The organism is Streptomyces sp. NPDC088400, from assembly GCF_044753355.1.
In the GTDB taxonomy this organism is placed as follows: Bacteria; Actinomycetota; Actinomycetes; order Streptomycetales; family Streptomycetaceae; genus Streptomyces.
Window position 1 is genome coordinate 210,802 of record NZ_JBIVMZ010000004.1, and the last position, 20,978, is coordinate 231,779.

The 20,978-nt window shown below is 67.3% G+C and carries 19 protein-coding genes, 1 tRNA gene and 1 pseudogene; 9 read left to right on the forward strand and 12 right to left on the reverse strand.

Features of this window, described 5'->3' with window-relative positions:
* Positions 1 to 19: 19 nt before the first annotated feature.
* Complete coding sequence (locus ACIQD6_RS12210; protein ID WP_401881117.1) at positions 20 to 793, reverse strand: DUF4097 family beta strand repeat-containing protein; 774 nt, start codon at positions 791 to 793, stop codon at positions 20 to 22.
* A 227-nt stretch (positions 794 to 1,020) separates the two neighbouring features.
* Here ACIQD6_RS12210 and ACIQD6_RS12215 point away from each other — a divergent pair.
* Positions 1,021 to 1,092: transfer RNA gene (locus ACIQD6_RS12215), tRNA-Val, on the forward strand.
* Between the two features lie 208 nt (positions 1,093 to 1,300).
* Positions 1,301 to 1,831: an excalibur calcium-binding domain-containing protein gene (locus ACIQD6_RS12220; protein WP_401881119.1), complete on the forward strand. Its 531-nt coding sequence runs from the start codon at positions 1,301 to 1,303 to the stop codon at positions 1,829 to 1,831.
* A gap of 176 nt (positions 1,832 to 2,007) precedes the next feature.
* Here ACIQD6_RS12220 and ACIQD6_RS12225 read toward each other — a convergent pair whose 3' ends face one another.
* Positions 2,008 to 2,229, reverse strand: a complete 222-nt coding sequence (locus ACIQD6_RS12225) for a hypothetical protein (RefSeq protein WP_401881120.1) — start codon at positions 2,227 to 2,229, stop codon at positions 2,008 to 2,010.
* Positions 2,226 to 2,846, reverse strand: a complete 621-nt coding sequence (locus tag ACIQD6_RS12230) for a hypothetical protein (protein WP_401881122.1) — start codon at positions 2,844 to 2,846, stop codon at positions 2,226 to 2,228. Before ACIQD6_RS12230 ends, ACIQD6_RS12225 begins: the two co-directional genes overlap by 4 nt.
* Before the next feature lie 95 nt (positions 2,847 to 2,941).
* Between ACIQD6_RS12230 and ACIQD6_RS12235 the strand changes: the two genes are divergently transcribed.
* Genes ACIQD6_RS12235 through ACIQD6_RS12245 form a run of 3 tightly spaced genes read left to right on the forward strand, consistent with a single transcriptional unit; the run spans position 2,942 to position 4,886 of the window.
* Positions 2,942 to 4,150, forward strand: a complete 1,209-nt coding sequence (locus ACIQD6_RS12235; RefSeq protein WP_401881124.1) for a helix-turn-helix domain-containing protein — start codon at positions 2,942 to 2,944, stop codon at positions 4,148 to 4,150.
* Entirely contained in the window at positions 4,147 to 4,692 is a 546-nt protein-coding gene (locus ACIQD6_RS12240; protein ID WP_401881126.1) for a flavoprotein, read from the forward strand. Before ACIQD6_RS12235 ends, ACIQD6_RS12240 begins: the two co-directional genes overlap by 4 nt.
* A gap of 29 nt (positions 4,693 to 4,721) precedes the next feature.
* The gene (locus tag ACIQD6_RS12245) at positions 4,722 to 4,886 is read left to right on the forward strand and encodes a hypothetical protein (RefSeq protein ID WP_401881127.1); all 165 of its coding nucleotides are present in this window, start codon (positions 4,722 to 4,724) and stop codon (positions 4,884 to 4,886) included.
* 468 nt (positions 4,887 to 5,354) lie between these two features.
* Here the strand turns inward: ACIQD6_RS12245 and ACIQD6_RS12250 are convergent, their stop codons facing one another.
* Entirely contained in the window at positions 5,355 to 7,766 is a 2,412-nt protein-coding gene (locus ACIQD6_RS12250) for a PA14 domain-containing protein (protein WP_401881129.1), read from the reverse strand.
* Between the two features lie 286 nt (positions 7,767 to 8,052).
* Positions 8,053 to 8,997 carry a DUF5996 family protein gene (locus ACIQD6_RS12255; protein ID WP_401881131.1) on the reverse strand — a complete coding sequence of 315 codons (945 nt, stop codon included), beginning with the start codon at positions 8,995 to 8,997 and terminating at the stop codon, positions 8,053 to 8,055.
* 808 nt (positions 8,998 to 9,805) lie between these two features.
* Here ACIQD6_RS12255 and ACIQD6_RS12260 point away from each other — a divergent pair.
* A complete protein-coding gene (locus ACIQD6_RS12260; protein WP_401881133.1) occupies positions 9,806 to 10,375 on the forward strand; it encodes a DUF4145 domain-containing protein in 570 nt (189 codons plus the stop codon).
* 371 nt (positions 10,376 to 10,746) lie between these two features.
* Here ACIQD6_RS12260 and ACIQD6_RS12265 read toward each other — a convergent pair whose 3' ends face one another.
* Positions 10,747 to 11,124, reverse strand: a complete 378-nt coding sequence (locus tag ACIQD6_RS12265) for a DUF5958 family protein (protein ID WP_401881134.1) — start codon at positions 11,122 to 11,124, stop codon at positions 10,747 to 10,749.
* 228 nt (positions 11,125 to 11,352) lie between these two features.
* Here ACIQD6_RS12265 and ACIQD6_RS12270 point away from each other — a divergent pair, with 228 nt between their 5' ends.
* Together ACIQD6_RS12270 and ACIQD6_RS12275 are read left to right on the forward strand one after the other, a co-directional pair.
* Entirely contained in the window at positions 11,353 to 11,637 is a 285-nt protein-coding gene (locus ACIQD6_RS12270) for a hypothetical protein (RefSeq protein WP_401881136.1), read from the forward strand.
* Positions 11,638 to 11,944: 307 nt separating this feature from the next.
* Entirely contained in the window at positions 11,945 to 12,292 is a 348-nt protein-coding gene (locus tag ACIQD6_RS12275) for a transcriptional regulator (RefSeq protein WP_401881138.1), read from the forward strand.
* 146 nt (positions 12,293 to 12,438) lie between these two features.
* Here the strand turns inward: ACIQD6_RS12275 and ACIQD6_RS12280 are convergent, their stop codons facing one another.
* From ACIQD6_RS12280 to ACIQD6_RS12295, 4 genes and pseudogenes are all read right to left on the reverse strand, one after another.
* The gene (locus ACIQD6_RS12280; protein WP_401881140.1) at positions 12,439 to 12,909 is read right to left on the reverse strand and encodes an NUDIX domain-containing protein; all 471 of its coding nucleotides are present in this window, start codon (positions 12,907 to 12,909) and stop codon (positions 12,439 to 12,441) included.
* An 8-nt stretch (positions 12,910 to 12,917) separates the two neighbouring features.
* Positions 12,918 to 13,034 (reverse strand): annotated as a pseudogene (locus ACIQD6_RS12285) (XRE family transcriptional regulator); the annotation flags it as partial.
* Between the two features lie 303 nt (positions 13,035 to 13,337).
* Positions 13,338 to 14,897 carry an alkaline phosphatase D family protein gene (locus tag ACIQD6_RS12290; RefSeq protein ID WP_401881142.1) on the reverse strand — a complete coding sequence of 520 codons (1,560 nt, stop codon included), beginning with the start codon at positions 14,895 to 14,897 and terminating at the stop codon, positions 13,338 to 13,340.
* A 469-nt stretch (positions 14,898 to 15,366) separates the two neighbouring features.
* The gene (locus ACIQD6_RS12295; RefSeq protein ID WP_401881144.1) at positions 15,367 to 16,503 is read right to left on the reverse strand and encodes a hypothetical protein; all 1,137 of its coding nucleotides are present in this window, start codon (positions 16,501 to 16,503) and stop codon (positions 15,367 to 15,369) included.
* 442 nt (positions 16,504 to 16,945) lie between these two features.
* Here ACIQD6_RS12295 and ACIQD6_RS12300 point away from each other — a divergent pair, with 442 nt between their 5' ends.
* Positions 16,946 to 17,767 (forward strand): hypothetical protein, encoded by an 822-nt coding sequence (locus ACIQD6_RS12300; RefSeq protein WP_401881146.1) that lies wholly within the window; start codon positions 16,946 to 16,948, stop codon positions 17,765 to 17,767.
* Positions 17,768 to 18,890: 1,123 nt separating this feature from the next.
* On the opposite strand, the gene ACIQD6_RS12305 is transcribed toward ACIQD6_RS12300, so the two are convergent.
* Together ACIQD6_RS12305 and ACIQD6_RS12310 are read right to left on the reverse strand one after the other, a co-directional pair.
* Positions 18,891 to 19,517, reverse strand: coding sequence for a hypothetical protein (locus ACIQD6_RS12305; protein ID WP_401881147.1), 627 nt, complete (start codon positions 19,515 to 19,517; stop codon positions 18,891 to 18,893).
* A gap of 104 nt (positions 19,518 to 19,621) precedes the next feature.
* Positions 19,622 to 20,806 carry a helix-turn-helix domain-containing protein gene (locus ACIQD6_RS12310; RefSeq protein ID WP_401881149.1) on the reverse strand — a complete coding sequence of 395 codons (1,185 nt, stop codon included), beginning with the start codon at positions 20,804 to 20,806 and terminating at the stop codon, positions 19,622 to 19,624.
* Positions 20,807 to 20,978: the final 172 nt, after the last annotated feature.

Below are 20,978 nucleotides of genomic sequence, written 5' to 3' on the forward strand. Positions count from 1 at the left end.
GGACGAACACACGGGCCGGTTAGTTCACGGTTCGGACAGTGATCTTCCCGTTTTCGGTGCGCGCCTTCACCATGTGGGAGCTGGTGTCGGAGGTCGGTACGTTCACGTCGATCTTGCCGTTCTCGGTGCGCGTCTTCACCGCGTACGAGGTATCTGACCTGGGCAGATCGATCACGATGCCCCCGTTGTCGCTGGTCGCCTCCACCGAATCGGGCACGGTGGTGAATGCGATGCGTACGCCCCCGTTGCTCGACTTCACGGCCAGGTCCTTGGCCGAGATTCCCTCCGCCGTGATCTTTCCGTTGTCGCTCTCCAGGTCGAGCGGCCCGCTGGAGTCCCGTACGGTCATCGCCCCGTTGTCGGCCTTCAGTCGCAACGCGGTGTCGAACCCGGTGGCGCGCACGCCCCCGTTGTCCCCGTTCACCGTCACCGCGACCCCACGCGGCACTTTCACCTCGTGCTGCGCCACACAGTTGCTCACGACCCCACTGCACTTCACGTCGAGCGTGAGCGTGCCGCCCGCCATCTTCCAGCGGGGATGAGGCCCATTCCCCATGACCACCCAACCGTCGACCCGCCGGGTCACCTCGACCGCCTTCACATCGGCGGGCACGAGATCGACCGCGGAATTCCCGGCGTCGATCGTCAGAGTCTTCCCGCTGAGGGGGAACGACTTCTTCTCGGCAGGCGCGTCCGAGGCGTCCGCGCCACCGCACCCACTGACGGAGACCACGACGAGCGCGGCCCCGCCCACGGCGAGGAGCGTACGGGTGCGGTTACGGCGTGCGGCCACGGTGATCGTCCCCCAGTTGGTCGGGCGGCCCCGCGGCGATGCTGCGATGCCTGCCGACACGTCTCGGCTGTGTCCCCACACCGTACGGAGCCGCGCCGCCGGGGCCGATCCGGCCGACCACCGTCTCGAAGGTGGGGATAGCCCCCGTACCCGTCCGTACCCTGGGCCGGTACGGGATCGGTTTACAGGCCCGGCCCGTCGGCCATGTACGCTGTTCCTTCATCCACGGGTGCGTAGCTCAGGGGTAGAGCGCTGCTCTTACAAAGCAGATGTCGGCGGTTCGAAACCGTCCGCGCCCACAGCTACGAAGGCCCCCAACCGATCATGGTTGGGGGCCTTCGGCATTGAGGTCTGACATCAACGGCGGCGATCACTCACGGCGGCCGACTCCCGGGAAGTACCCCCTCAACTTATTGGTCACAACTCGATTACCGATTGTGCGCACTCGTCACACGATGCCCACATCTCTCGTTACGGTCATCGCTCACGAACCACTCAGGGGGACTCATGTCGTACAACCCGCCGTCGCAGCCGCCGCCGTGGGGTCAGCCGCCCCAGCCCGGCCCGACCCCGTACATAGCGCCCGCACTGCCGGAGAGCCGACCGAAGTGGATGAGGAAGAGGATCCTGCTCCCCGTCGGAGGTGCCCTGTTCTTCCTGGGTGTGATGGTCGGTGTCTCCGATGATCCGGCCCAGGCGGAGAAGGCCGCCAGCGTGAAGGCCGCACCCGCGGCGACCGTAACGGCGACCACGACCGAGACCGCCGAGCCGGAACCCGCGGCCACCAAGACCGTCACGGCCAAGCCGAAGCCGGCGCCTACGGTCACGAAGACGAAGACCGTCCGCGTCACCGTCGCGCCTGCCGTTGACGACAGCGACGACAGCAGCAGCTCGACGGGCGGCTCGTCCGGTGGCGGGTCGACGTACTACGCGAACTGCTCGGCCGTCCGCGCCGCGGGCGCGGCGCCGATTCGCACCGGCGATCCTGGCTACGGCAGTCACCTGGACCGCGACGGGGACGGTGTCGCGTGTGAATAAGGCTCAAACCGCGGCGAGGTAAAGCCGCATGCCGCAACGAAGAATGACGGCACTGACCTGACGAGCGCGACGGCCCCCGCAAGGGGGGAACAACGGGGGCCGGCGCCGACGGGGGGCGACAACCGGCCGGTGCGGTAGCCACCCGCCCGTCGCTGTGTGACAGCGACGAGCGGGGGTCAGAGGCGCGGTTCCACGAGTACGAGTCCGAGGCTGTCGGCGGGGTGGTCGGCCAGGGGTAGGAGGCGGCGCGCGGTACGGCATGGCGGGCAGGCGCGCATGGTTCGCCCGGGGCCGCTCGCCGAGTGGACGACGCCGACGACGATGAGCGTGTCGCGGGCATGACCGCAGTAGTCGCACAAGGGCGCCGGGGCCGGGGCGTTGATGTCCTTTCTGGTCACGCGCGGGCCTCCCGCTCCGCTTTACGCAGCTGCGCGCCGACGGCGCAGGTCGAGGTGGCGGTGGCGCATGCGGTGCACTCTTCCGTGTGCTCCAGTACGGCGACGTACGCCGCCGAGTGAACTCCACCGCCAGCGCCTTCGCTCCGCTCCCGGCCGATGCGCATCAGTTCGGCCACCGCAGCCGGCAGGCACAGCCGGTCGATCCGTTCCACAGGCACGGCCCAGTACGGGTCTACCGGGGCGGGCTCCGTACGGTCCACCCTCGGGATGCCGAGCCACCCGCCCCGGCCACGGGTAACCGACACCGGGTCCCTCCACACCTCGCACGTCCCGGGCTGCACCAGGGCGTAGTACCACTGCCCGGGGTGGCACACCACCGGGCCGTCGAGGACCTCGGCCAGCGCGCCGCTCACTACGGCCGGGACAGTGCTCCAGACGGCTGCGTGCACCAGCTCCATGGGCATGCGCACGGCGTCGTACAGGATGCCGGTCCGGAGGATCGCCGGGCGCCCGGCCGCCCAGTCCTGTTCGGCGATCTCGGGATGTCGGGTGGTGGACGTCAGCCACCGCGAGATCGCTGCCGTCGGTGCGAGTCGACTTTCGGTTGTATCGCTCATGATGTCCCGTCCGTTGGAACCGCTGTTTCTGCACCGTAGGTCGCGGTACAACGGAGGCGAGCACGCAAAGTGCGTGCCTCGTACGGGGAGTAGTGATGGAGACTGGCCGCATCGGTCGACGCATCGCCTACTGGCGCGAACGGCGAGGCTTCACCCAGACAGACTTCGGTCGGCTGATGGGACAGACGAAACGCTGGGTGCAGGACCTCGAAGGCGGAAAACGCCAGGTCGACCCGCGCCTCTCGGTGCTGGTGCGCGCGGCTGAAGTCCTGCGCATTCCCTTGGAGCAACTCCTGATGGACTCCCCTGCGAGCCCGCCACCCGAGACCACGCCCCCCGCCGAAGCGGTTGCCGTGATTGACGTCCTGTACCGGACCGAGGACGGTGAGCGGCCTCCACCGCTCGCCGACCTTCGCCGAGCCCTCGCCTTCTGTTGCGTCGCATTTCAGGCATGCCATTACGGGGCGCTCGGCCGGGATCTGCCTGCCCTGCTGCTGAACGCTCAGCGTGCCGCAGACTTGGAAACTGAAGCGGGCGAGGCGCACGCCCTGCTGTCCCGCACTCTTCAGCTGACCGCCTCGTTTCTCCATAAATACGGTTCCAGCACTGCTGTGCCGGCCGCCCTCGTAGCCGACCGTGCGCTCAGCGCGGCCGAGCGGTCCGGAGACGCCGTAGCAATCGGCGCGGCCTCCCGACGAGTTGCGAAGGCCCTGGCCTATCAGGGCCGTCCGGAAGCGGCACGCGACTTCGCGGTATCGGCAGCACGCCGCCTCCAAGAAGACCTGGCCGCAGCCGGCCCGTTGGGCCTGTCGACTCTCGGGATGCTGTACCTGTCCGCCGCGATCTCGTCAGCTGCTTCAGAACGGTCGACGGCCGCAGTGGCTCGGGCGACGAGCCTTGTCGACCATGCCGGCGAGGTGGCCGAGCAGCAGGGCGTGGACTTGAACGAGGACTGGACTGCGTTCGGGCCGACGAACGTGGGGTTGCACCGGGTGGATGTGCTGGCCCGTTTCGAGGATGGCTGGTCAGCCCTGGAGGCGGCTGAGGGTGTGGACGCGGCGGCGCTTGCCGGACTGACGCGTGAACGGAAAGCACAGCACCTCATTACGATGGCACGCGCCCAACTCTTGACACGACGTAAGAGCGAGGCGGGCAAGTCTCTGCTGCGAGCGGACAAGCTGGCTCCGGAGGAGGTCCGGCGAAGGAAGTCCACCGTGGACCTGGTGGCGGACGTTGTGGGAGCGATGCCGGTGCCGAGCGGGGAGTTGCGTGCTCTGGCCGAGCGGTGTGGACTCCGGGCATGACGATGCGAGTGCTCTACTTGATCGCCTGCGCAGCGGGCCCGACCCAGTACATAGACGATGGCGTACGGGCGGCGCAGGCCGCGGGCTGGGACGTCTGCCTGATTCTTACGCCGTCGGCGGCCCGGTGGTGGGAGCCGCGTATGGCCGAGCTGGAAGAGCTGACCGGTCATCCCGTGCGGTCGCGGTACAAGCTGCCGTGGGAGTCGGACGCACTGCCGAAGGCGGACGCGATGCTGGTCGCCCCGCTGAGCAGCACGAGCTTGAACAAGTGGGGCGCAGGGATCGCGGACACGCTCGCTCTCGGCCTGGTGTCGGAGGGCGTGAACATGGGCGTGCCCGTGCTGGCGATGCCGTACTTCAACCGGGCACAGGGCGGCCAGCCGGCGGTAGCCCGGAGTGTCGCGGACTTGCGGGCGCAGGGGGTGTGGTACCTGGACGGCACGGAGGGCTACGAGTCGCACCCGCCGAAGCAGGGAGACCCGCAGGCTTTCCCGTGGGGGCGCGCTCTGGTGGCTGCCGAGGAGGCCGTGGCCAGGAGGTAGTAGCCGAGGACTGACTTACGATCCGGCTGTTGGCAATCAAACTCACAGACGAGCTGATCCAGCTCGACTCAGAGGACTGGGCTGAGCAGCAGGTCGGCGCCCTCCGAGGACCGGTCCGTACGGCGGCCGTCGCCAAGCAACTGCGGGAAGAGATCTCCCAGTTCACCCCCACCAGTCTCACTCTTCCTCACTGATCTGTGTGAGTAGAGTCCGGAGTATGTATCCGATCAGCCGCCGGAGCGAACGCCTGGAAGTCCGGGAAGTCCAGACCACTGACGCGGATGACGTGTTCGCGATGACCGTGAGTGGTCCCGCACGGTCAGCCTGCCCTGAGACTTCAGATCTCCACCGGCCGGCAGCCCACCTTGAGCAGCCCGCGCCCCCTTCTGGCACATCCGGGCCGAAGCCTGAGTAACAACTTTCTCTACGGGGGGCCTTCGGCATCTACGTGCAGGATCATGCCCGATCGGAGCGCCTCTTGAGTATCCGGTCCAGGTGGCTGACGGCCTCTCGCCGCGTGTCCTGGACGAGGAGAGATAAGCCGCCCGCACCTGCTGGAGTGGCGGTTGCCCAAGCGGAATCGGCAATCGGACTGACGCTCAGGGGCGTGTGAGGAGGGGCCCGGAGGATCCTTTGGCCCCCTCCTCATGACTCACGGCCGGTCAGAGCCAGGAGTCCCAGATGCCGTACGCCGTCGATCGGGTCACGGCCTCGGCGCCCGAGGCGTCCAGGAGTACGACGCGGTAGTAGTACAGGCCGAGCCGGTCCTTGTGCACCGTGGTGTCCATGTAGTACGCGGCGTCACCCATCGTGCCCTCGGCCAGGGTGACGTAGGCGGCCGTGGCGGGCTCCCAGCGCTCCACGCGGTAGCTCGCGAACCGGGAACAGTCCCGGGGGTCGGAGGTCTCGGAGCAGCCGACGTACAGCTTCGGGTACTGGCCCTGATGGACCTCGGTCTCCGTCCAGCCCGGCGGTCGGGTGTCGGGCAGGGTGACCGAGATCTCGGCGGGGTGGAGGACGTCGAGCGGCTTGTCGTCGTGCTGAAGCCGACCGTCCGTGGCGGCCACCTTGTAGATATGGGTGGCGCCGTCGGGGATTGTCGGACAGAGGATCTCGGTCCTGGCCAGGGAGCTGCCGGTCCAGCAGTTCTCCTTCCAGACCGTCTCGCCGCTGTCCGGGTCGGTGACGCCATGCCACACGTGGTAGCCGGTGACGTCGGCATCGGCGGGCGGCGTCCAGGTCAGCCGGACGCCGAGTGGGACGCGTTCCGCGGTCAGGTCCTGCACCGGGGCGGGACGTTCGGTGTCCGGGGTGGTCGCCGTGGCGGCCGGTCCGGGCCGCGAGACACGCCCGTACCGGTCGGTCGTCACGACTCGGTACTCGTACGTCGTCTCCGACTTGCCCTGGACGTCCCAGCAGGTGCCGTTGACCTGCTTGCGTGCGGACAAGGGGGCATCGTCGTCCGCCCAGGTCCAGTACGTGTCCGGGTCCTCCAGCGGCTCGTCCCACGGGGTGAACGGCTTGCACTTGTCCACGATGCTGGTCTCGCCGGTCGCGGTGTCGGTGCGGACGATCTTGTACGTGGGAAGGGGCGTTTCGTCGACGGTCCACGGGTCGACGCTGCTCCACGCGACCATCACGCCCTCATCGAACCTGTGGGCGGTGGTCTTGAACGCGGGGACCGCTTCCGGCCGGTCGGCCATCTTCAGCGTGATTTCCACTGGCGCGGCGGCGTTGCCCTTGGCGTCCACCGAGCGCACCGCGTACCGGTAGCTGTCGGCGACGGCCGCCAGCTGGCGCGGCACCACGTCGGTCTGCGTGGTGGTGCTGTTCTCGGGCAGGGCATCGCCATAGCCGCCGGTTGCCGGGTTGTACTGGAGGACTTGGTACGAGGCGGCCCCGGTGACGGGCGACCACACCAGATGCGGAACGCCCGACCGGTACTCGACGTCGAGCTGTGCGACGGCGGCCGGCGGGGTCAGGTCGGGGGTGGTGAACGTCGTGGCGGCCGAGTACGCCGACCAGTTCCCGGCGGTGTCCCGGGCCCGCCCCCGGTAGGTGACCTTGCTGCCGTCGGCCGGATAGCCGGTGTCGCAGATCGCGCCCTTGGCGCCGGAGTAGACGGTGCTCCAGCGGGTCGTGACGGCGTCGAGCCGCTGCATCTCGTACCAGGCGATGTCTGCGGCGTTCTCCGCGGTGGTAACCAGCTGTGGGGCCGCGTAGGGCTGGTCGGACGGGCACACGTCCCATTCGACGAAGGGCGCGGCGGGCGGCGTCTTGTCGATGGTGGTGACGAGCTTGTCGGCGCTGCCGCCGGAGACATTGCCCGCCTTGTCGACGGCCCGCACCTCGTAGAAATGGGCCGCGCCGGTCTTCGGCAGGGTGCTGTCGGTGTACGACGTGGCGGTGGTCGTCGCGAGCGGCTTGCTACCGTACGACGAGCCCTTTGGCCGCCGGTGGACCCAGTAGTTCGCGAGGTCCATCTCCCTGTTCCTGGACCAGTTGAGCTTGGCCGTGCCGGTGGCGGTGTTGTAAGAGACGGCCACGCCCATAGGCGTGAGGGGCTTGACCTTGTCAAGGTTGGCGGAAGTGCGCGGCGTGTAGGCGTACTTGACGTTCGCAGTGCCCGTCCAGTTGACGAAATCGACGCGGAGCGTGTGCTTGCCGCTGGGGATCGTCACGTTGACCGTCTTCTTGACGGTGGTGGAGACGTTCTTCCACAGGTCGATCTTGCGGACACCGTCGAGGTAGACCCGTATGCCGTCCTGGGCGGACGCCGTGAACGTGACGGGGCCGCCGGAGCCGAAGTCGCGCGTCACCGACCAGCGTACGCCGAAGTTGTCGGACGGCACGCCGGAGGCGGGTTCGTCCGTGCCCCAGTTCTGGTCGATCACTGAGTCGCAGTCCGACTTCTTGGGTGTGCCCGAGAACGTCGTGTTCGCGAAGAACTGCCGTTTGAAGACGGGGGAGGTACAGCTCACCGCCGCGGAGGCGGGTACGGCCGTGGCGTAGAGCACTCCGCCTGCCGTGGCCAGAACCAAGGCGGTGGCGGTGCTGCGTCTGGCTGGGTTCATCAAGTCCTTCAGTCCTGTTCGGCGACAGATGTCGATCAGACGTCGCCGAACAGGACCGACAAGAGCGTCGATCGGTTGTACGAGCCTCAGCCGGTCACCGCAGCGGTGACAGCCCGGTTGCTGGGGCCGAGGGCTCCGTACTGTCCGCGCCATCACGGCGGTCACCCAGTGGTACGCGGTGGTGCCGCGTCGGTCCGGTGCGCTCGGACGCGAGGTGACGGACAGCGGAAGACCGCCCCTGGCCTGGGCATGGGCTTGGCGGCGCTCGCCACATCGATGAGCCTGCCTACCGGTCGGCCCAGCGGTCCGGATCGGTCTCCAGTGCCGCCCGGTCCCATCCGGCCCCGTTCGCGGCCGCCACGTAGGTGCTGTGCAGGAAACCGGCGACTGTGCGGTCCGGATCGTCGGCGGTGCGTACCGCCTCGTACGGCAGCAGGAACTGCCCGTTCTGCCGGCTGTAGAAGGCATCCGACGGGCTGACCGGGCTGTCGGCGAACCCGGCCGGCTCGGGGTAGGCGTACGAGTAGAAGGCCCCTTCCTCCCCGCCGCCCGGCCAGAACCCGCAACTGCTCAGCTCGTGCGAGTAGCCCTCCACCATGACCCAGTCACCGCAGTTCGGCGCACCCCCGGGATGTCTGGGGGCCCGGCGCCCGGAGAACCGGGTGCACGCCAGGTCCATGGCCCCCCAGAAGAAGTGCACCGGGCTCACCTTGCCGACGAATTGCGCGCGAAATGCCCCCAACACGCGGTCTGCCTGAAGGAGTTGCCGCCAGAACAGGTGCGCCGCCCGCGGGTCGTAGGTGTGGTGCTGGTAGTCCACCGAGAACGGGACCGCCGGCTCGACTTCGTTCGGATGGTCCTGGATGGTTGTGGGTACGCCCAGTTCCTCCAGCGCTTGCCCGACGCAGCCGTGGAAGTCGGCCACCGGCATGGACTCCAGGGCGATGTCGCGGGCACCGCCGTCACTGGTGCGCAGACGCAGCATGTGGTCGACGAAGTCGAACTCGATGTCGAAGAATCCGGCACCGTAGGGAATGGCTGAGGTGGTGAGCCCCCGGGGAGTGACGTAAAAGGTCACCTCCCACCAGTGGTTGAGCAAGGGGGCGTGCGCCAACCGGACCTTGCCCACGATCTGGACCCACATGTGCAGCGTTTCGCGGGTCTCGGCCCAATCGTCCACGCGCAACCGCGGCCACGCCGCCCCGGCCCGGGAGGTTTCCGTCGTTGCCATGATGGTGGCCCTCCGCTCGACAGCGCGGTCGGTGGCCCAGTTGGGCTGACCCGGTAAACCGTCGGACGAACGTGGATGGTGAGTCGATCCTCGTCTTGTCCACCTTGCGCAGCGTTCTGCTCCCTCGCAACTTCGACATCGCCGGAAGCCCGCGTATGCCCATGAACTCCGCTGTCCCGGAGTGCCCACCCAAGATCCAACCTCCGGACTTTCCGCAGCCGCCTTGATGCCGCTTGGGCCGTGCTGAGCGGGGAGCGGATGCCCTTGCCGTGTCAGTCAGCGGTGAGCTGGTGCAGGAACTCGGCGCCCCCACCAGGCTCACTCTTCCCCACTGATCTGCGTGAGTAGAGTCCGGAGCATGTATCCGATCAGCCGCCGGAGGGCGGCCAATGGCGAGACTCCATCGTCCACGCGATCCTCGACCGAGAGCGGTCCGCGCGCGGTTAACCTGCGCCGAGACTTCAGATCTCCACTGATCGGCAGCCCAGCCTGAGCAGCACGTGGTCCCTTCTGACACATCCGGGCCAAAGCCTGAGTAACAACTTTCTCTACGGCCTCAAGGCGGCTCGCTTCGCTCCCCGCGAGCGGCCCGGCCCCCGGCCGCGCCTGCGCTCCTGTCTCCGGCCCGCTGCAGCCCGGCCGACACCCCGGCCGCGCCAAGCAATCCGCCTTTGTATCGAAAGCGGGTACATCGTGCCCGAGGCAGTCACGCTAGGCTCAGGAGGCGAGTGCGCCAGATCCCGGGGGGAAATACATGGGCCAAGCAATACAGGTGGGCGAGTGCCCACGCTGCAAGAAATCGTCCTTCTTGGAGATATGGGCCAGGTATGACGACATTCCCGACCCAGATCAAGATTTCTCGGAAACTTCCTACACTCTTCTTGGTTGCATGCTGTGCCGACAATCTCAGCTCTGGCTCTGGACTGAGCCCGCGGAATTTGACGACTCGGATGAGCGTCAACGGTTGTGGCCGCAGGTTCCCACGCTGGCTCAGGACATCCCGACGCCGATAGCGCGCGAGGTAATCGAAGCACGTGCATGCTTCGATGCCAAGCTGTACACAGCTGCCGCAGTCATGGTCCGTCGCTCGCTGGAAGGCATGTGCATCGAGCAGGGCACGAAGAAGGGAGCCCTCTTTCAGGCACTCCAGGAACTCCGGGATGACGGGAAGATTGAGGGCCGCCTCTTCGACTGGGCACAGGCGCTGCGAGTGCTCGGCAATCAAGGCGCGCACTTCAGCGAGCACTCGGTGAGCCGGGAAGACGCAGCAGACGCCTTGTCTCTCGCCGAGGCTCTTCTGAACTACGTCTACGTCTTCACGGTCAAGTACGAGGAATTTCAGAACCGTAGGCGGTCGCCAGGAAGTACCGCCGAGTGACGCAGGTTCCGTAATCGCCAAACCGCCAGTACGGTCGGTCCTGACACAGACCGCAAGACTCCAGTGCCATCACCGCGGGCCAGCCGTCACGGAGGCTCTCTGGTCGACGACAACATCCGATAGCGTGGCTAAGGCCGGTGGGAGTACAGCGAGGCATGCGCGCGCCAGATCGGTCGATGCACCCGCCATCGTGGCTGACTGCCGTCGGCTGAGGCTCCGACGTACCGCATGAGGGGGCTCATCAGCGGCCTTGCGTGGGCCATGCTTGGCGCCCGAGGCCGCTCGACAGGGGCCAACGATGACCAATGACACCGACTCAGACGCATCGCAGCCCATCAAGGTCCCCACAAGATCCAGGGCAAGAAGTCATTTCAGGTTGCGTCCCGTGGCGGATCGGGCAGGTTGTGCCACGCATGACCACATCCCCCGATGCAGTACAGCGTCCGCCTGCGGGTGTCCGCGATGCTGAAGAGGGCGACGAGCAGGCGGAAAGACTTGGTGAGTTCGTAGGCCGGAAGGGCTTCCATTCCGAAGCGCCACTTCGTAAGCATCACCGACGGCGCGTGAGTGGGACGGACACCGGAACGCGCGATGCTCTCCGGCACGTCCTCCTCGCAGGCGCGAGCCTGCCCACAGAACAACACCAATGCGTGCAGGACCTTGCGCTGGTCATCCTCTGAGAGACCCTCGAACCACTCGATACCCTCGGCCACCGGTCTGAGCCCCCGAGCGAGTTCGTTCAGGATCACCTCGTGTGCGTACAACACAGACTTCCACCCCCATGGTTCAACCAACGGTACGCGCGCGACCACCCGGGAGCAGCACGGTTTCTCGTGCCCTGATGTCACAGCCATCTGACGCAAGCAGCAGGCTCCCGTCGAACCCGCGCAGCGCCTTTCAGGTGAGTCGTGTCCCGAGTGAGTGTCTGACTCGGTTGCCGCAGTCGCGGCCTTCTGCCCGGGTGGCATGATCGAGACATGGCAAGTGAGCGACTGCCCGCAGGTTGGACCCTTACAGCGATCCGTGATGTCTCTGGAGACCAGGAAGCAGTCCTGCTCAGCGTCGAGCGCGTAGCAGTGTGGCGTGGAGGGCCGGCGGACGGCGAGCAGATACGGCCCGAGATGGTGATCGGGTTTCACAGCCTCTGCCTGGTGCAGTCGATTGACGACAAGGATTGGTACATGGGCAGTCTCAACGACGACGGCAGTGTTGATTGCTGGAGCGCTTACACAGACTTCCGAGAGGCCTTGCGAGGTCTGTAGATCCAGGGCCGCACCAGATGCGCACCAGACCACGCGGTAAACCACGGTCAATGGCGGTCGGTCAAGCTAGAGCTCTCGTTCCAGGAAGAGCGAATTCGGCCAGGTTAGACCGACTATGGGCCCGCAATTGTTCGGTGATTCCCAAGCTCAGAGCGCGAGTTCGATTCTCGTCACGCGCTCCACGGCAAAGGCCCAGGTCGTGGACCCGGGCCGATCTTTTGGTCAACCATCGGTCGGCCATCGCCGTTTGTGGCCCATGCTCCCGGACCGGGCAGCTGGCCGCGGCCTCTTTCTGGATAGTTGACGTATGGCATCACAGCCCGGTCTTTCCGATCTCCGCTCTGCGAAGCTCGCGCGGCGCCTGCCCGCAGGGCTCTCCGAGCTTGCCGGCCCCGAGCACGGCACAGTGAGTCTGCCGCTCCACCTTGCGTGGTCGGGGCTGACCACGTTCGACCTTGATCGGCCCCGCCTGCGGATGAGCTACTACCGCGTTGTGCTGGCCGAGGGGCAGCGCGACGACCTGGTGCGGTACCTCAACCACGATCTGCTCCTCGGCCTGTGGCCCACGCTGCGCTCACTGGTCAGCCGTGATGTCCGTGAGGTCTGGGAGAGTTCCTTCGGCGAACTTGCTCGCAGCGCCCATGGCGCTGAGTGAACCTCACCGACCCGCACAGCCGCCTGCTCACCGACGTACTCGCTGTGGGCGGTGCTTATCCTGCGGCGCCCATCGATGGCTACGCGGTCCAAGCGCACGGACTGGTCGACCGGCTCGGCCAGGAGCCGTCACTCCAACCCAAGAAGTCAGCCGAGATAGGGACGCTCGCGGTGCTCCAGGAAGTGACGGATCCGGAGTCGCTGCGTGTGGTGCATCGGCAGTTGGGCGATCTCCTCCGGCTGGACAAACCGCAGCTCCGTGGACTCGTCCGAGATCGCGAGGCAGCCACCGACCACACGGGCGGTGAAGCAGACGTTGAACTGTCTGCGCACCTCACCGTCCGAGTAGGCGATGATGTGCCGCGGGTCGGTGTACGTGCCTACGAGCCCGGTGATCTCTACGTCCAGACCCGTTTCCTCCTTCACCTCGCGGACGGCCGCTCCCGGGAGTGAGTCGGTCATCTCCATGCCGCCACCAGGGAGGGCCCAGAGGTCGTTGTCCCGGCGGCGCTGAAGGAGAATGCGCTCTTCGTCGTCGGTCACCACGGCGGACGCGGCGACCACCAAGCTGTTCGGCTCCGGTGCCGCCGGGGCGTCGTAATACTCGGTCCGTGCCACGGTTGCCCTTCCCTTACCGGCGTCGCGGTCGCCCACACCGCGTCGAAGCTGCCGGCGTAGGTGTCGAACATGCCGCCCGCTCCGCTGCGTCGAAGATGCCACACGGGAGCACCGCAGGCGCTCACGTCCGTCGCTGGAGTCGTTTGACCAGTCGTAAGAGGCGGCAACGGTCGGACCTGCTGTGGTGCCGCGCGGTGCCCGTGATGTGGCGCCTGGATGGCCTCCTCCGGGCCGCCGAGGATGTCTTCTCTCGATGAGGGTGCGCCCAGACCTGGCCTCCGTAACACGGTGGTCTTCGTCGGCTTCGCCGCCGCGTGAACCGTGAGAGCGCCGGCCGGGAGAAAACCCGGCCGACGCACCCACCCGTTACAGTCGGCCGGTCTCCGGATCACACGCCTTCGGCCCGGCCCCGGATCATGTCGCTCCGGTCACACCAGGTCGACGCCCGGCCGGCCGTTCTCCACCCGCAGTCGCGCCAGCGTTCGTGCCGCCGACTTGGGGCTGGTCACGGTGTCCACGATCCGTACCTGGGCGTCGATGCCTCCGCGATCGATGTCGAAGAGGTGGTAGCCGCGGTGGGCGTCGATGATCTTCCAGTGCGGGTTGTCCGGGACCAGTGGGTCGAACTGGGCGTGGAAGGCGGCCTGGTCCTGGTCTCCGTTGGAGCTGATCGACGTGCCGACGAACTCCGCCCCGATCACCTGTGACGAGGGGTTCGCGAAGTCCCGCTTCAGGTCGCTGATCATCGTCAGGTGGCGGTCCCCGGACAGGACTACGGGGTTACGGACGGCGGCCAGTTCCTTGAGCAGCGCGTTGCGTTCGACCTGGTAGCCGTCCCAGGCGTCGTAGAACCACAACTTCCCGGGGCCCGCGAGCATGTCGGTCTCGGCCATCATGATCTGGGAGCCGATCAGGTTCCACCGGGCGGGCGAACGGCGCAGGCCGTCCAGCAGCCACGCCTTCTGGTCGGCGCCGAGCATCGTCAACGACGGGTCCTGCGCAGCCTGTTGGGTGGTCACCTGGTCGCTGCGGAACTGCCGGGTGTCCAGGACCTGGAGCCGGGCCAGGCGGCCGAAGTCGAGGCGGCGGTGCATCCTGATGTGCGGCCCGTTCGGCACGGCGGTGGCCCGTACAGGCATGTTCTCGTAGAACGCCTGGTACGCGGCGGTCAGTCGGGCCACGAACGCGTCGTGCGGCTGCTTGTCCGGGTCCTGCGGGATCTCACCCGCCCAGTCGTTGTCCACCTCGTGGTCGTCGAAGGTGACGATCCAGGGCGCGGAGGCGCGCATCCGCATCAGGTCGGGGTCGGTGTGGTACTGGGCGTAGCGGTTGCGGTACTGGACGAGCGAGACCGGCTCGCCCTTGCCCTCGTGGCGCCGTACGCCCGTGGACGCCGGAACGCTCTCGTAGATGTAGTCCCCGACGAACAGCACTGCGTCCGGGTCCTGTTCGGCCATGTCGGCGTAGGGGGTGAAGTACCCGTGCTGCCAGTTCTGGCAGGAGGCCAGCGCCAGCCGCAGTCGCCCGGACGAGGTCCGTGACGGAGCGGTGCGGGTGCGGCCGACCTGGGAGATCTGGCCCTCGACGCGGAAGCGGTACCAGTAGTCGCGGTGCGCGTGCAGTCCGCGTACGTCCACGTGAACGCTGTGGCCGAGCGCGGGCGTTGCCTGGGCGGTACCCCGCCTCACGATGCTGCGGAAGCCCCGGTCCTTGGCTACCTGCCACTCGACTTCCACCGTACGGTCCGGCATGCCGCCGCCGTTCAGCGGATCCGGTGCGAGCCGGGTCCACAGCACCACGCCGTCGGGCAGCGGATCACCCGAGGCGACACCGAGGGCGAACACGCCGTCGGGCAGCGGATCGGCGGCGGCGCGGGCGGTCCCGGTCACGACGAACTGGCTGACGGCGGCGGCGCCGAGCGCGCCGGCTCCGGTGGCAAGGAAGCGTCGTCTGCCAGAGTGGGGCGAGGAGGTAGTGCGTCCAGACATGGGCGTTCCCTCTCATCAAGTGAGTGTCGGGGCACTGCGAACAGAACGAGACCATGCCAGGTGTTGAGGGTCGATTCTCTGAACAATAAGAATCATGTACATGAAAAGAGCACATCATTGCCTTTTTCAGTGGCCTCGCGGCGAGGCCAATCGGCCTTCGGCTCCGGCATCACTGCGCTCGTTGTCCCTCATGAGGATCTGATGGCCTGAGGGGTGTGGTGCCGCCCTGCCTGGAGCGCTGTTTGACCGCTGATCAGGGAAACCCTTGAACGTAATGGGATCGCGCCCGAGAGCGTGCACGCCGACCGGGGTGCTCCCATGACGTCCAGGAACGGCTCTGAGTTGCCGATCGATCTCGGTCTTACCCGCAGTTACACATGGCCGAAAGTCTTCAGCGACAATCCGTGCGACGAGGCCGGACAATCCGTGCGGCGAGGCCCACTTGCGGCCTTCCGCCCCTCGGGCCTGGTTACTGGATCGCCGGGTCCCGACCTTCGCGGACCGTCCAGCCGATCGTGCCCGGAAGTTCTCGGGCGCGGCGTGTGACGCCCAGGCCGGAGGTGGCCACGGTCACCGCCGAGCCGAGGCAGAGCAGCGAGCCGGGGAAGCCCTCCACCGCGCCGAGGAGGGCTGGTGCCGCCAGTGCGAACGCGCCGAGCAGCCAGAGGAGTTGGGGTCCGTGCAGATCCTGGCGGAACTTCGCGCGGTCGGGCAGGGCGACGCTCGGGCGGTCGGGAGAGGTGGCGTGCACGTTGACGGAGGCGCCGTTGACGGGGTCGGCGAGGTACTGGCGGGCGGCATCGCGGGAGAGCTCGCCCCACACCACATGCCCGGTATCGGTGACGAGAGCTGCGGGGAGCCCCTTCTCGATCAGCTTCCAGCGCGTCGGCAGGCACAACCAGGCCTGATGTCCGGTGAGTTGAAGTCCGGCCTGGAGCAGGTCCGTGGTGGCGCGCGTCAGGCCGGTGCCGCCGCCCGCCGGATACATCGGGTGGACCCGCAGTGGTGGGCCGCCCTCGACCGGTGACACTTCGAGCCAGTGCGTGTGTTCGGCCTTGGTCGTGCCGGGCTTGTCGCCGCGCTTCTCGTACCGCTTCCAGACGGGTGCCCCGATCCGTACGCGCACGGCGTGCACCTGCCCTGCGGCTGCGTCCGCGAACAGGACGCGCTGGCTGGGGCCCAGCCGGTGCCCCAGCAGGTCCGTCGCGACGTAGACGAGCAGCCAGAAGCCGAGGCCCGTCCCCGCGATGCCGACGAGCCCCGTCAGTACACCCTCGTACAGATCGAATCCGAACCGCAGCACGGTGAGCGGAGCGACGATCGTCAGTACCGCGCCCGCCGCCAGGCCCCAGTCGTGGGGCGGTTTGCGTAACGAGCGCGGGATCGACGGCTGCGCCGGCACGGGCGACTCGACCCGCACCGCGGGCGCGGCCCGGCACGCGAGTACCCACCCGCAGACGGCCAGGGCAGCGACCCCGAGTGCCTCGATGATGTCCCACCTGGGGGTGGGAGCGTCCTGCCGTACGAGGGCCAGACCGATCGCTACGGCAACCGCGACGAGCGCGGCACCGCCGCAGAGGCGGGTCAGGACGGTGGAACTTCGCATGGCGCACCATTCTCCGGAGCTCCGATGACCAAGTGGTCAGGGGAAGTGGGGGAGGCGGCACCGTTCCGTTCCGTACGGTTCAGGTGGTGGGGGAGCAGCACATTTTCGACCGCACGGCGCAGAGAAGTAAAGGGGTCGGCGCAGCTGACGGCCTGCGCCGACCTGCGGCACCCTTTGTCCGCACCTGTGCCTGCACCTGCGCCACGGCCGAAGGCCAAGTTCGCCCCGTACTCCCCTCACTGACCAGGACGCAAGGTGGACGTTCCCACACAGGTCAGTAGCCGTGACGACGGTCTGTCGCAGGGCACGCAAAGGAGAGAACTCGACCTCTCAGCATAATGCCGCGGTCGTTGCCGAGGTCGACTTACGGAGGTGGAGGGTAAGGCTCTTGGGCTGATCTGTAGAAGCCGATATCGTCTGGGAATTGACGGGGGAGGGGATCATGACAGGTTCATCCGACGGCGATTCCACCAGTAAGTTTTGGGCGCTACTCGGAGGAATCGCATCCGCGCTGGCCATCCTGGCCTGGTTGGGTGTGAGCAACGCGCAGGAGTTCAGAGAGGTGTTGGTCGACTCGTCCCCACCTAGTTCCAGTTCCAGCTCAACGACACTTGAGCCTTCGGAGACTGTTCACACCCCCGACGTAACTGAGACCAGTGATGTGGAAACCGTCCGTCCGGATTCGGGCGGCGGCGTCGGTGGCGGATCGGAGGAGCCCGAATCCGAGACACCGTCACCCACTCCGGACCCCACCGAAGAGTCATTCAAGGCTGTATCGGTCGGCGACTGCCTGGAGGTCCACGACACCGGCCGCCGCGTCGGCAGCATCGACTGGAGCGTCGACGTTCCGCCGGCCCCCGTGCCCTGCAACATTCAGGGAGCGGGCCTCGTCCAAGTCACCAGCACCACGAACACCACCTGTCCCAACGGTGCGGGGAAATCGTCCTGGATATACACGTCCGCCGTCTCGCGCGAAACCACGACGCTCTGTGTCACCCGCATCTACTTCAAGTACTACTGCGTACTCGGCAATCAGGTTGGCGACGAGACCAAGCTGGGATCGATGACGGCCGTCGACTGCAAGGCGCAGCAGATTCCCGTCGCGTACAACCGGATCATCCACATCCTCGGCGTCTATGAGGCCCCGCAGAGTGCCGGCCCCCGCAACTGTGTGCAGGGGGCGTACGACCAGACGCAGTACCTGGCCTGGTTGGTGAACGACAACAAGACACTGCTTTGCGCGACGTTCTATCGGGGCGGCTGACAGCCGGCGAAGCGCGAAGACGCCGGAGTCGGAGCTTAGTCGGGGCTTGAAGAACGCGGGGGTGAACAGGTGCGCGCCGGCTTGGCCAAGGGCTTGCAGACGTAAGTTTCGCGCTTTCTCTCTTGATGCCCCAGCCCAGAAAGATCGTTCGACCTCAGGTTGATTCTCTGGAAGCCCCAAGGGGTGTCCCCTTACCTCTGGCTGCGGCTGGGTGCTGGCATGATGACGTCCATGACTGCATACCGAAAGGCCGATGCCGCGTAGACGGCCTGGCGCCCTGCGCGTCGAACAGCGTGGTCCTCGCACCTGGGAGGGCCCGCCGCCGGATCGGATCCACGGGCTCCCCACCCACACCAGCCTCGCGATACATCGAGTGGAGAGGCTGTCCGGCGACTATTACGTCTATCCCGGTGCCACGGACCGTGCGCTGCGCCGATACCAGGCGTTTCTGGCATCGCCTGGACGCCGGCCGCTCTATCCGCAGGACGCGGTGTGTTCGTGCCGCGGCTGTTCCTTTGACGACGTGAGACACGCACGCGACGTGCTTGGGCTGGTCCTTGAGCAGTTGCCTGTCCGGGCTCGGGCCGAGCTGAAGCGCCAAGTGTCCTCTCTGGACACGGTGTACGTGAAGCGCACTCTTCCCGACCCGTTCGCCGACCGTCGGCAGTGGCGTTCTGACCTTTGGTGGCGTCGTCGGCTCGCGGGCGGCAGGGAGGCCGGGTGAAGGACCTGAGAGCCAGTGCGGCAGCAGTGAAATGATCACAGGGCGACTGGTGTGATCACGGCGGCGAAGCCGTCGTGGACAGCCCCGTTTGCCGGGCTGAGGTGCCCCGGCCGGCGCGGCGGGGGATGGTGGCCGGCCGGGGCGGTGGGTTCCCGCTCGCCGCGTGTGGTCAGTGGCGGGCGGGAGTTCGTGGTTCTACGCGTACGAGCCCGAGGCTGTCGGCGGGGTGCTCGGCCAGGGGTAGGAGGCGGCGCGCGGTACGGCACGGCACGCATGCCCGAATGGTTCGCCCGGGGCCGCTCGCCGAGTGGACGACGCCGACGACGATGAGGGCATCGTGGACGTGGCCGCAGTAGTCGCACAGGGGCGGCGGGTTCGGGGCGGTGGGCCGGATGCCGCTCACCGGCGGGCTGTCCGTTCCGCTTCGCGCAAGCGGGTGCCTACGGTGCAGGTCGAGGCTGTAGAGGTGGTGGCCGTGGCGCACGCGGTGCACTCCTCGGCGTGCTCCAGGAAGGCGATGTACGCCGCCGTGTGTTCCGGGCATGCGCCTTCGCCTTCGCACCGTTCACGGCCGATGTGCAGCAGTTCGGCCACTGCGGCCGGCAGGCATAACCGGCCGATCCGCTCGACGGGGACGGCCCAGTACGGATCCACCGGGGTGGGTTTCGTACGGTCCACTCTCGGGATGCCGAGCCACCCGCCCCGACCACGGATGGCAGCCACCGGGGACATCCAGATTTCGCAGGTCCCCGGTGGCACCAGGGCGTAGTGCCACCGACCCGGGTGGCACACCACAGGACCGTCGAGGGCCTCGGTCAGGGCACGGGCCACCTCGTCCGGGACGGTGCTCTGGACGGCGGCGTGCACCAGTTCCATGGGCATGCGGACGGCGTCGTAGATGATGCCGGTCCGGAGGATCGCCGGGCGTCCGTCGCGCCAGTCCTGTTCGGCGATTTCAGGGTGTCGGGTGGTGGAGGCCAGCCAGCGGGAGATGGCCGTCTCGGTATCGGGGGCGGTGTACGTCATGGTCGGCTCCATGCACTTGGGGCAAGTGAGTGCCATGGTGAGCGCACGGAAAGGCCCCGGTTATCACGACATGGTGATAGCCGGGGCCAGGGCTTTGCGGTGCGTCAGGCTCCGAGCCAGGAGCCGAATGAGAGGAAGGAGTCAGGGAGTTGACGCTTGGCCGCTTCCAGGCCCGCGTACGTCTCACGCACGGTCTGGTGGTAACGCGCCTGCTGCGGGGCTGCCTTACGCGCCGACAGCAGATTCTTGAAGGCGCCGTCGATATCGCCCGTCCACATCTGCGCGCGCGCCAGTTCGGCATGATGGTGGCTGCGGCGTGAGGCCGGCCAGTCCTTCGGCAGGGAGATCCCTTGCCCGGTTCGTGCGGCATCCTCGTATTGGTCCAGCTCGGCGGCCACCGAGACCCTGTGTACGGACACGTTGGTCGGTCCGAACGACAGCCAGTGCACATCGGCCGCCTCGCCGGTGCCCCGGGCAATCTCCTCCGCCCGGTCGAGATGGCCGTCAGCGCGGGCCTTGTCCTGCGCCCGGCCCGCCATGACCGCCGCGCCCAGGTGAAGCTGCCCGGTCACAACGTCGCGTTCACGGCCGGCATCGGCCTGCTCCAGCGTCGACAATCCGAGGGCCACCAGGCGCTCACCGGTGCGGTACTGGCCCTCACGGAGATGGATCAACGCCCGCATGTACCGGTACATGCCGCCGACCACCGCGTCCGAGCCGCGCAGCGCGGCCCAGTCCATTCGCGAGAGCGCCGTCCCCGCGAGGTCTGCGTATCCGAGCTTCGAGGCGACGTCGTACGCCGTGCGGTAGGTGCTGGCCAGCAGCAGCCAGCCCTCCCTGGAGTCGGCCGTATGCGCGGCTGTCGTCGCTTCCTGAATCAGGCCGGCCACCTGGCCGGCCGCCCGCTTGATCTCACCCGCGCGGACGATGACGAGAAGTTCCTCGGCATCATCGGTCAAGAGCTGGTGGGGCCTTGGCCGGATGTCAGGGTCGGCGCCGAGGTCGTACACGTCGAGAGCTTCGCGGATGGGCCTGATCAGCACGTCCAGTTCATCAGCTCGCAGCTCGGTGACGTAAGGCTGGCCGGTGATGCTGGCGACATCGACGCGCAGGGCGCGGGCGATGCTGGCGATGACGTGCGGAGTGGCAGGCAGAACGCCCTGCTCGGTCTTGGTGAGGGTGCTGTACGAAACCTGGGACAGGTCGGACAGTGCCCTCTGCGTGAGGTGGCGTTCCAAGCGCAGCCGTTTGATGCGACTGCCGGTGTGGTCATGAGGCAGAGCGTGCATACTGAACTCCGTTCTGACGTAGACATTCAGAACGGTACGCCCGGTCTACTCCGAGCAGCATCGCCTCGTTCCCCGATCACCCGGGGGACGAGGCGTTACTCATGCCGGGCCGTTTACTCTCCGGCTGTGGCAGTCGAATTGAGCGACGAGCTGATCGAGCGAGGGACGAACG

Bases quoted from the DNA above. Each gene is read 5' to 3' on its own strand.
- ACIQD6_RS12220 (WP_401881119.1), top strand. From the start codon at position 1,301: ATGTCGTACAACCCGCCGTCGCAGCCGCCGCCGTGGGGTCAGCCGCCC.
- ACIQD6_RS12230 (WP_401881122.1), bottom strand. From the start codon at position 2,846: ATGAGCGATACAACCGAAAGTCGACTCGCACCGACGGCAGCGATCTCG.
- ACIQD6_RS12235 (WP_401881124.1), top strand. From the start codon at position 2,942: ATGGAGACTGGCCGCATCGGTCGACGCATCGCCTACTGGCGCGAACGG.
- ACIQD6_RS12240 (WP_401881126.1), top strand. From the start codon at position 4,147: ATGACGATGCGAGTGCTCTACTTGATCGCCTGCGCAGCGGGCCCGACC.
- ACIQD6_RS12250 (WP_401881129.1), bottom strand. From the start codon at position 7,766: ATGAACCCAGCCAGACGCAGCACCGCCACCGCCTTGGTTCTGGCCACG.
- ACIQD6_RS12255 (WP_401881131.1), bottom strand. From the start codon at position 8,997: ATGGCAACGACGGAAACCTCCCGGGCCGGGGCGGCGTGGCCGCGGTTG.
- ACIQD6_RS12270 (WP_401881136.1), top strand. From the start codon at position 11,353: ATGGCAAGTGAGCGACTGCCCGCAGGTTGGACCCTTACAGCGATCCGT.
- ACIQD6_RS12275 (WP_401881138.1), top strand. From the start codon at position 11,945: ATGGCATCACAGCCCGGTCTTTCCGATCTCCGCTCTGCGAAGCTCGCG.
- ACIQD6_RS12290 (WP_401881142.1), bottom strand. From the start codon at position 14,897: ATGTCTGGACGCACTACCTCCTCGCCCCACTCTGGCAGACGACGCTTC.
- ACIQD6_RS12295 (WP_401881144.1), bottom strand. From the start codon at position 16,503: ATGCGAAGTTCCACCGTCCTGACCCGCCTCTGCGGCGGTGCCGCGCTC.
- ACIQD6_RS12300 (WP_401881146.1), top strand. From the start codon at position 16,946: ATGACAGGTTCATCCGACGGCGATTCCACCAGTAAGTTTTGGGCGCTA.
- ACIQD6_RS12305 (WP_401881147.1), bottom strand. From the start codon at position 19,517: ATGACGTACACCGCCCCCGATACCGAGACGGCCATCTCCCGCTGGCTG.
- ACIQD6_RS12310 (WP_401881149.1), bottom strand. From the start codon at position 20,806: ATGCACGCTCTGCCTCATGACCACACCGGCAGTCGCATCAAACGGCTG.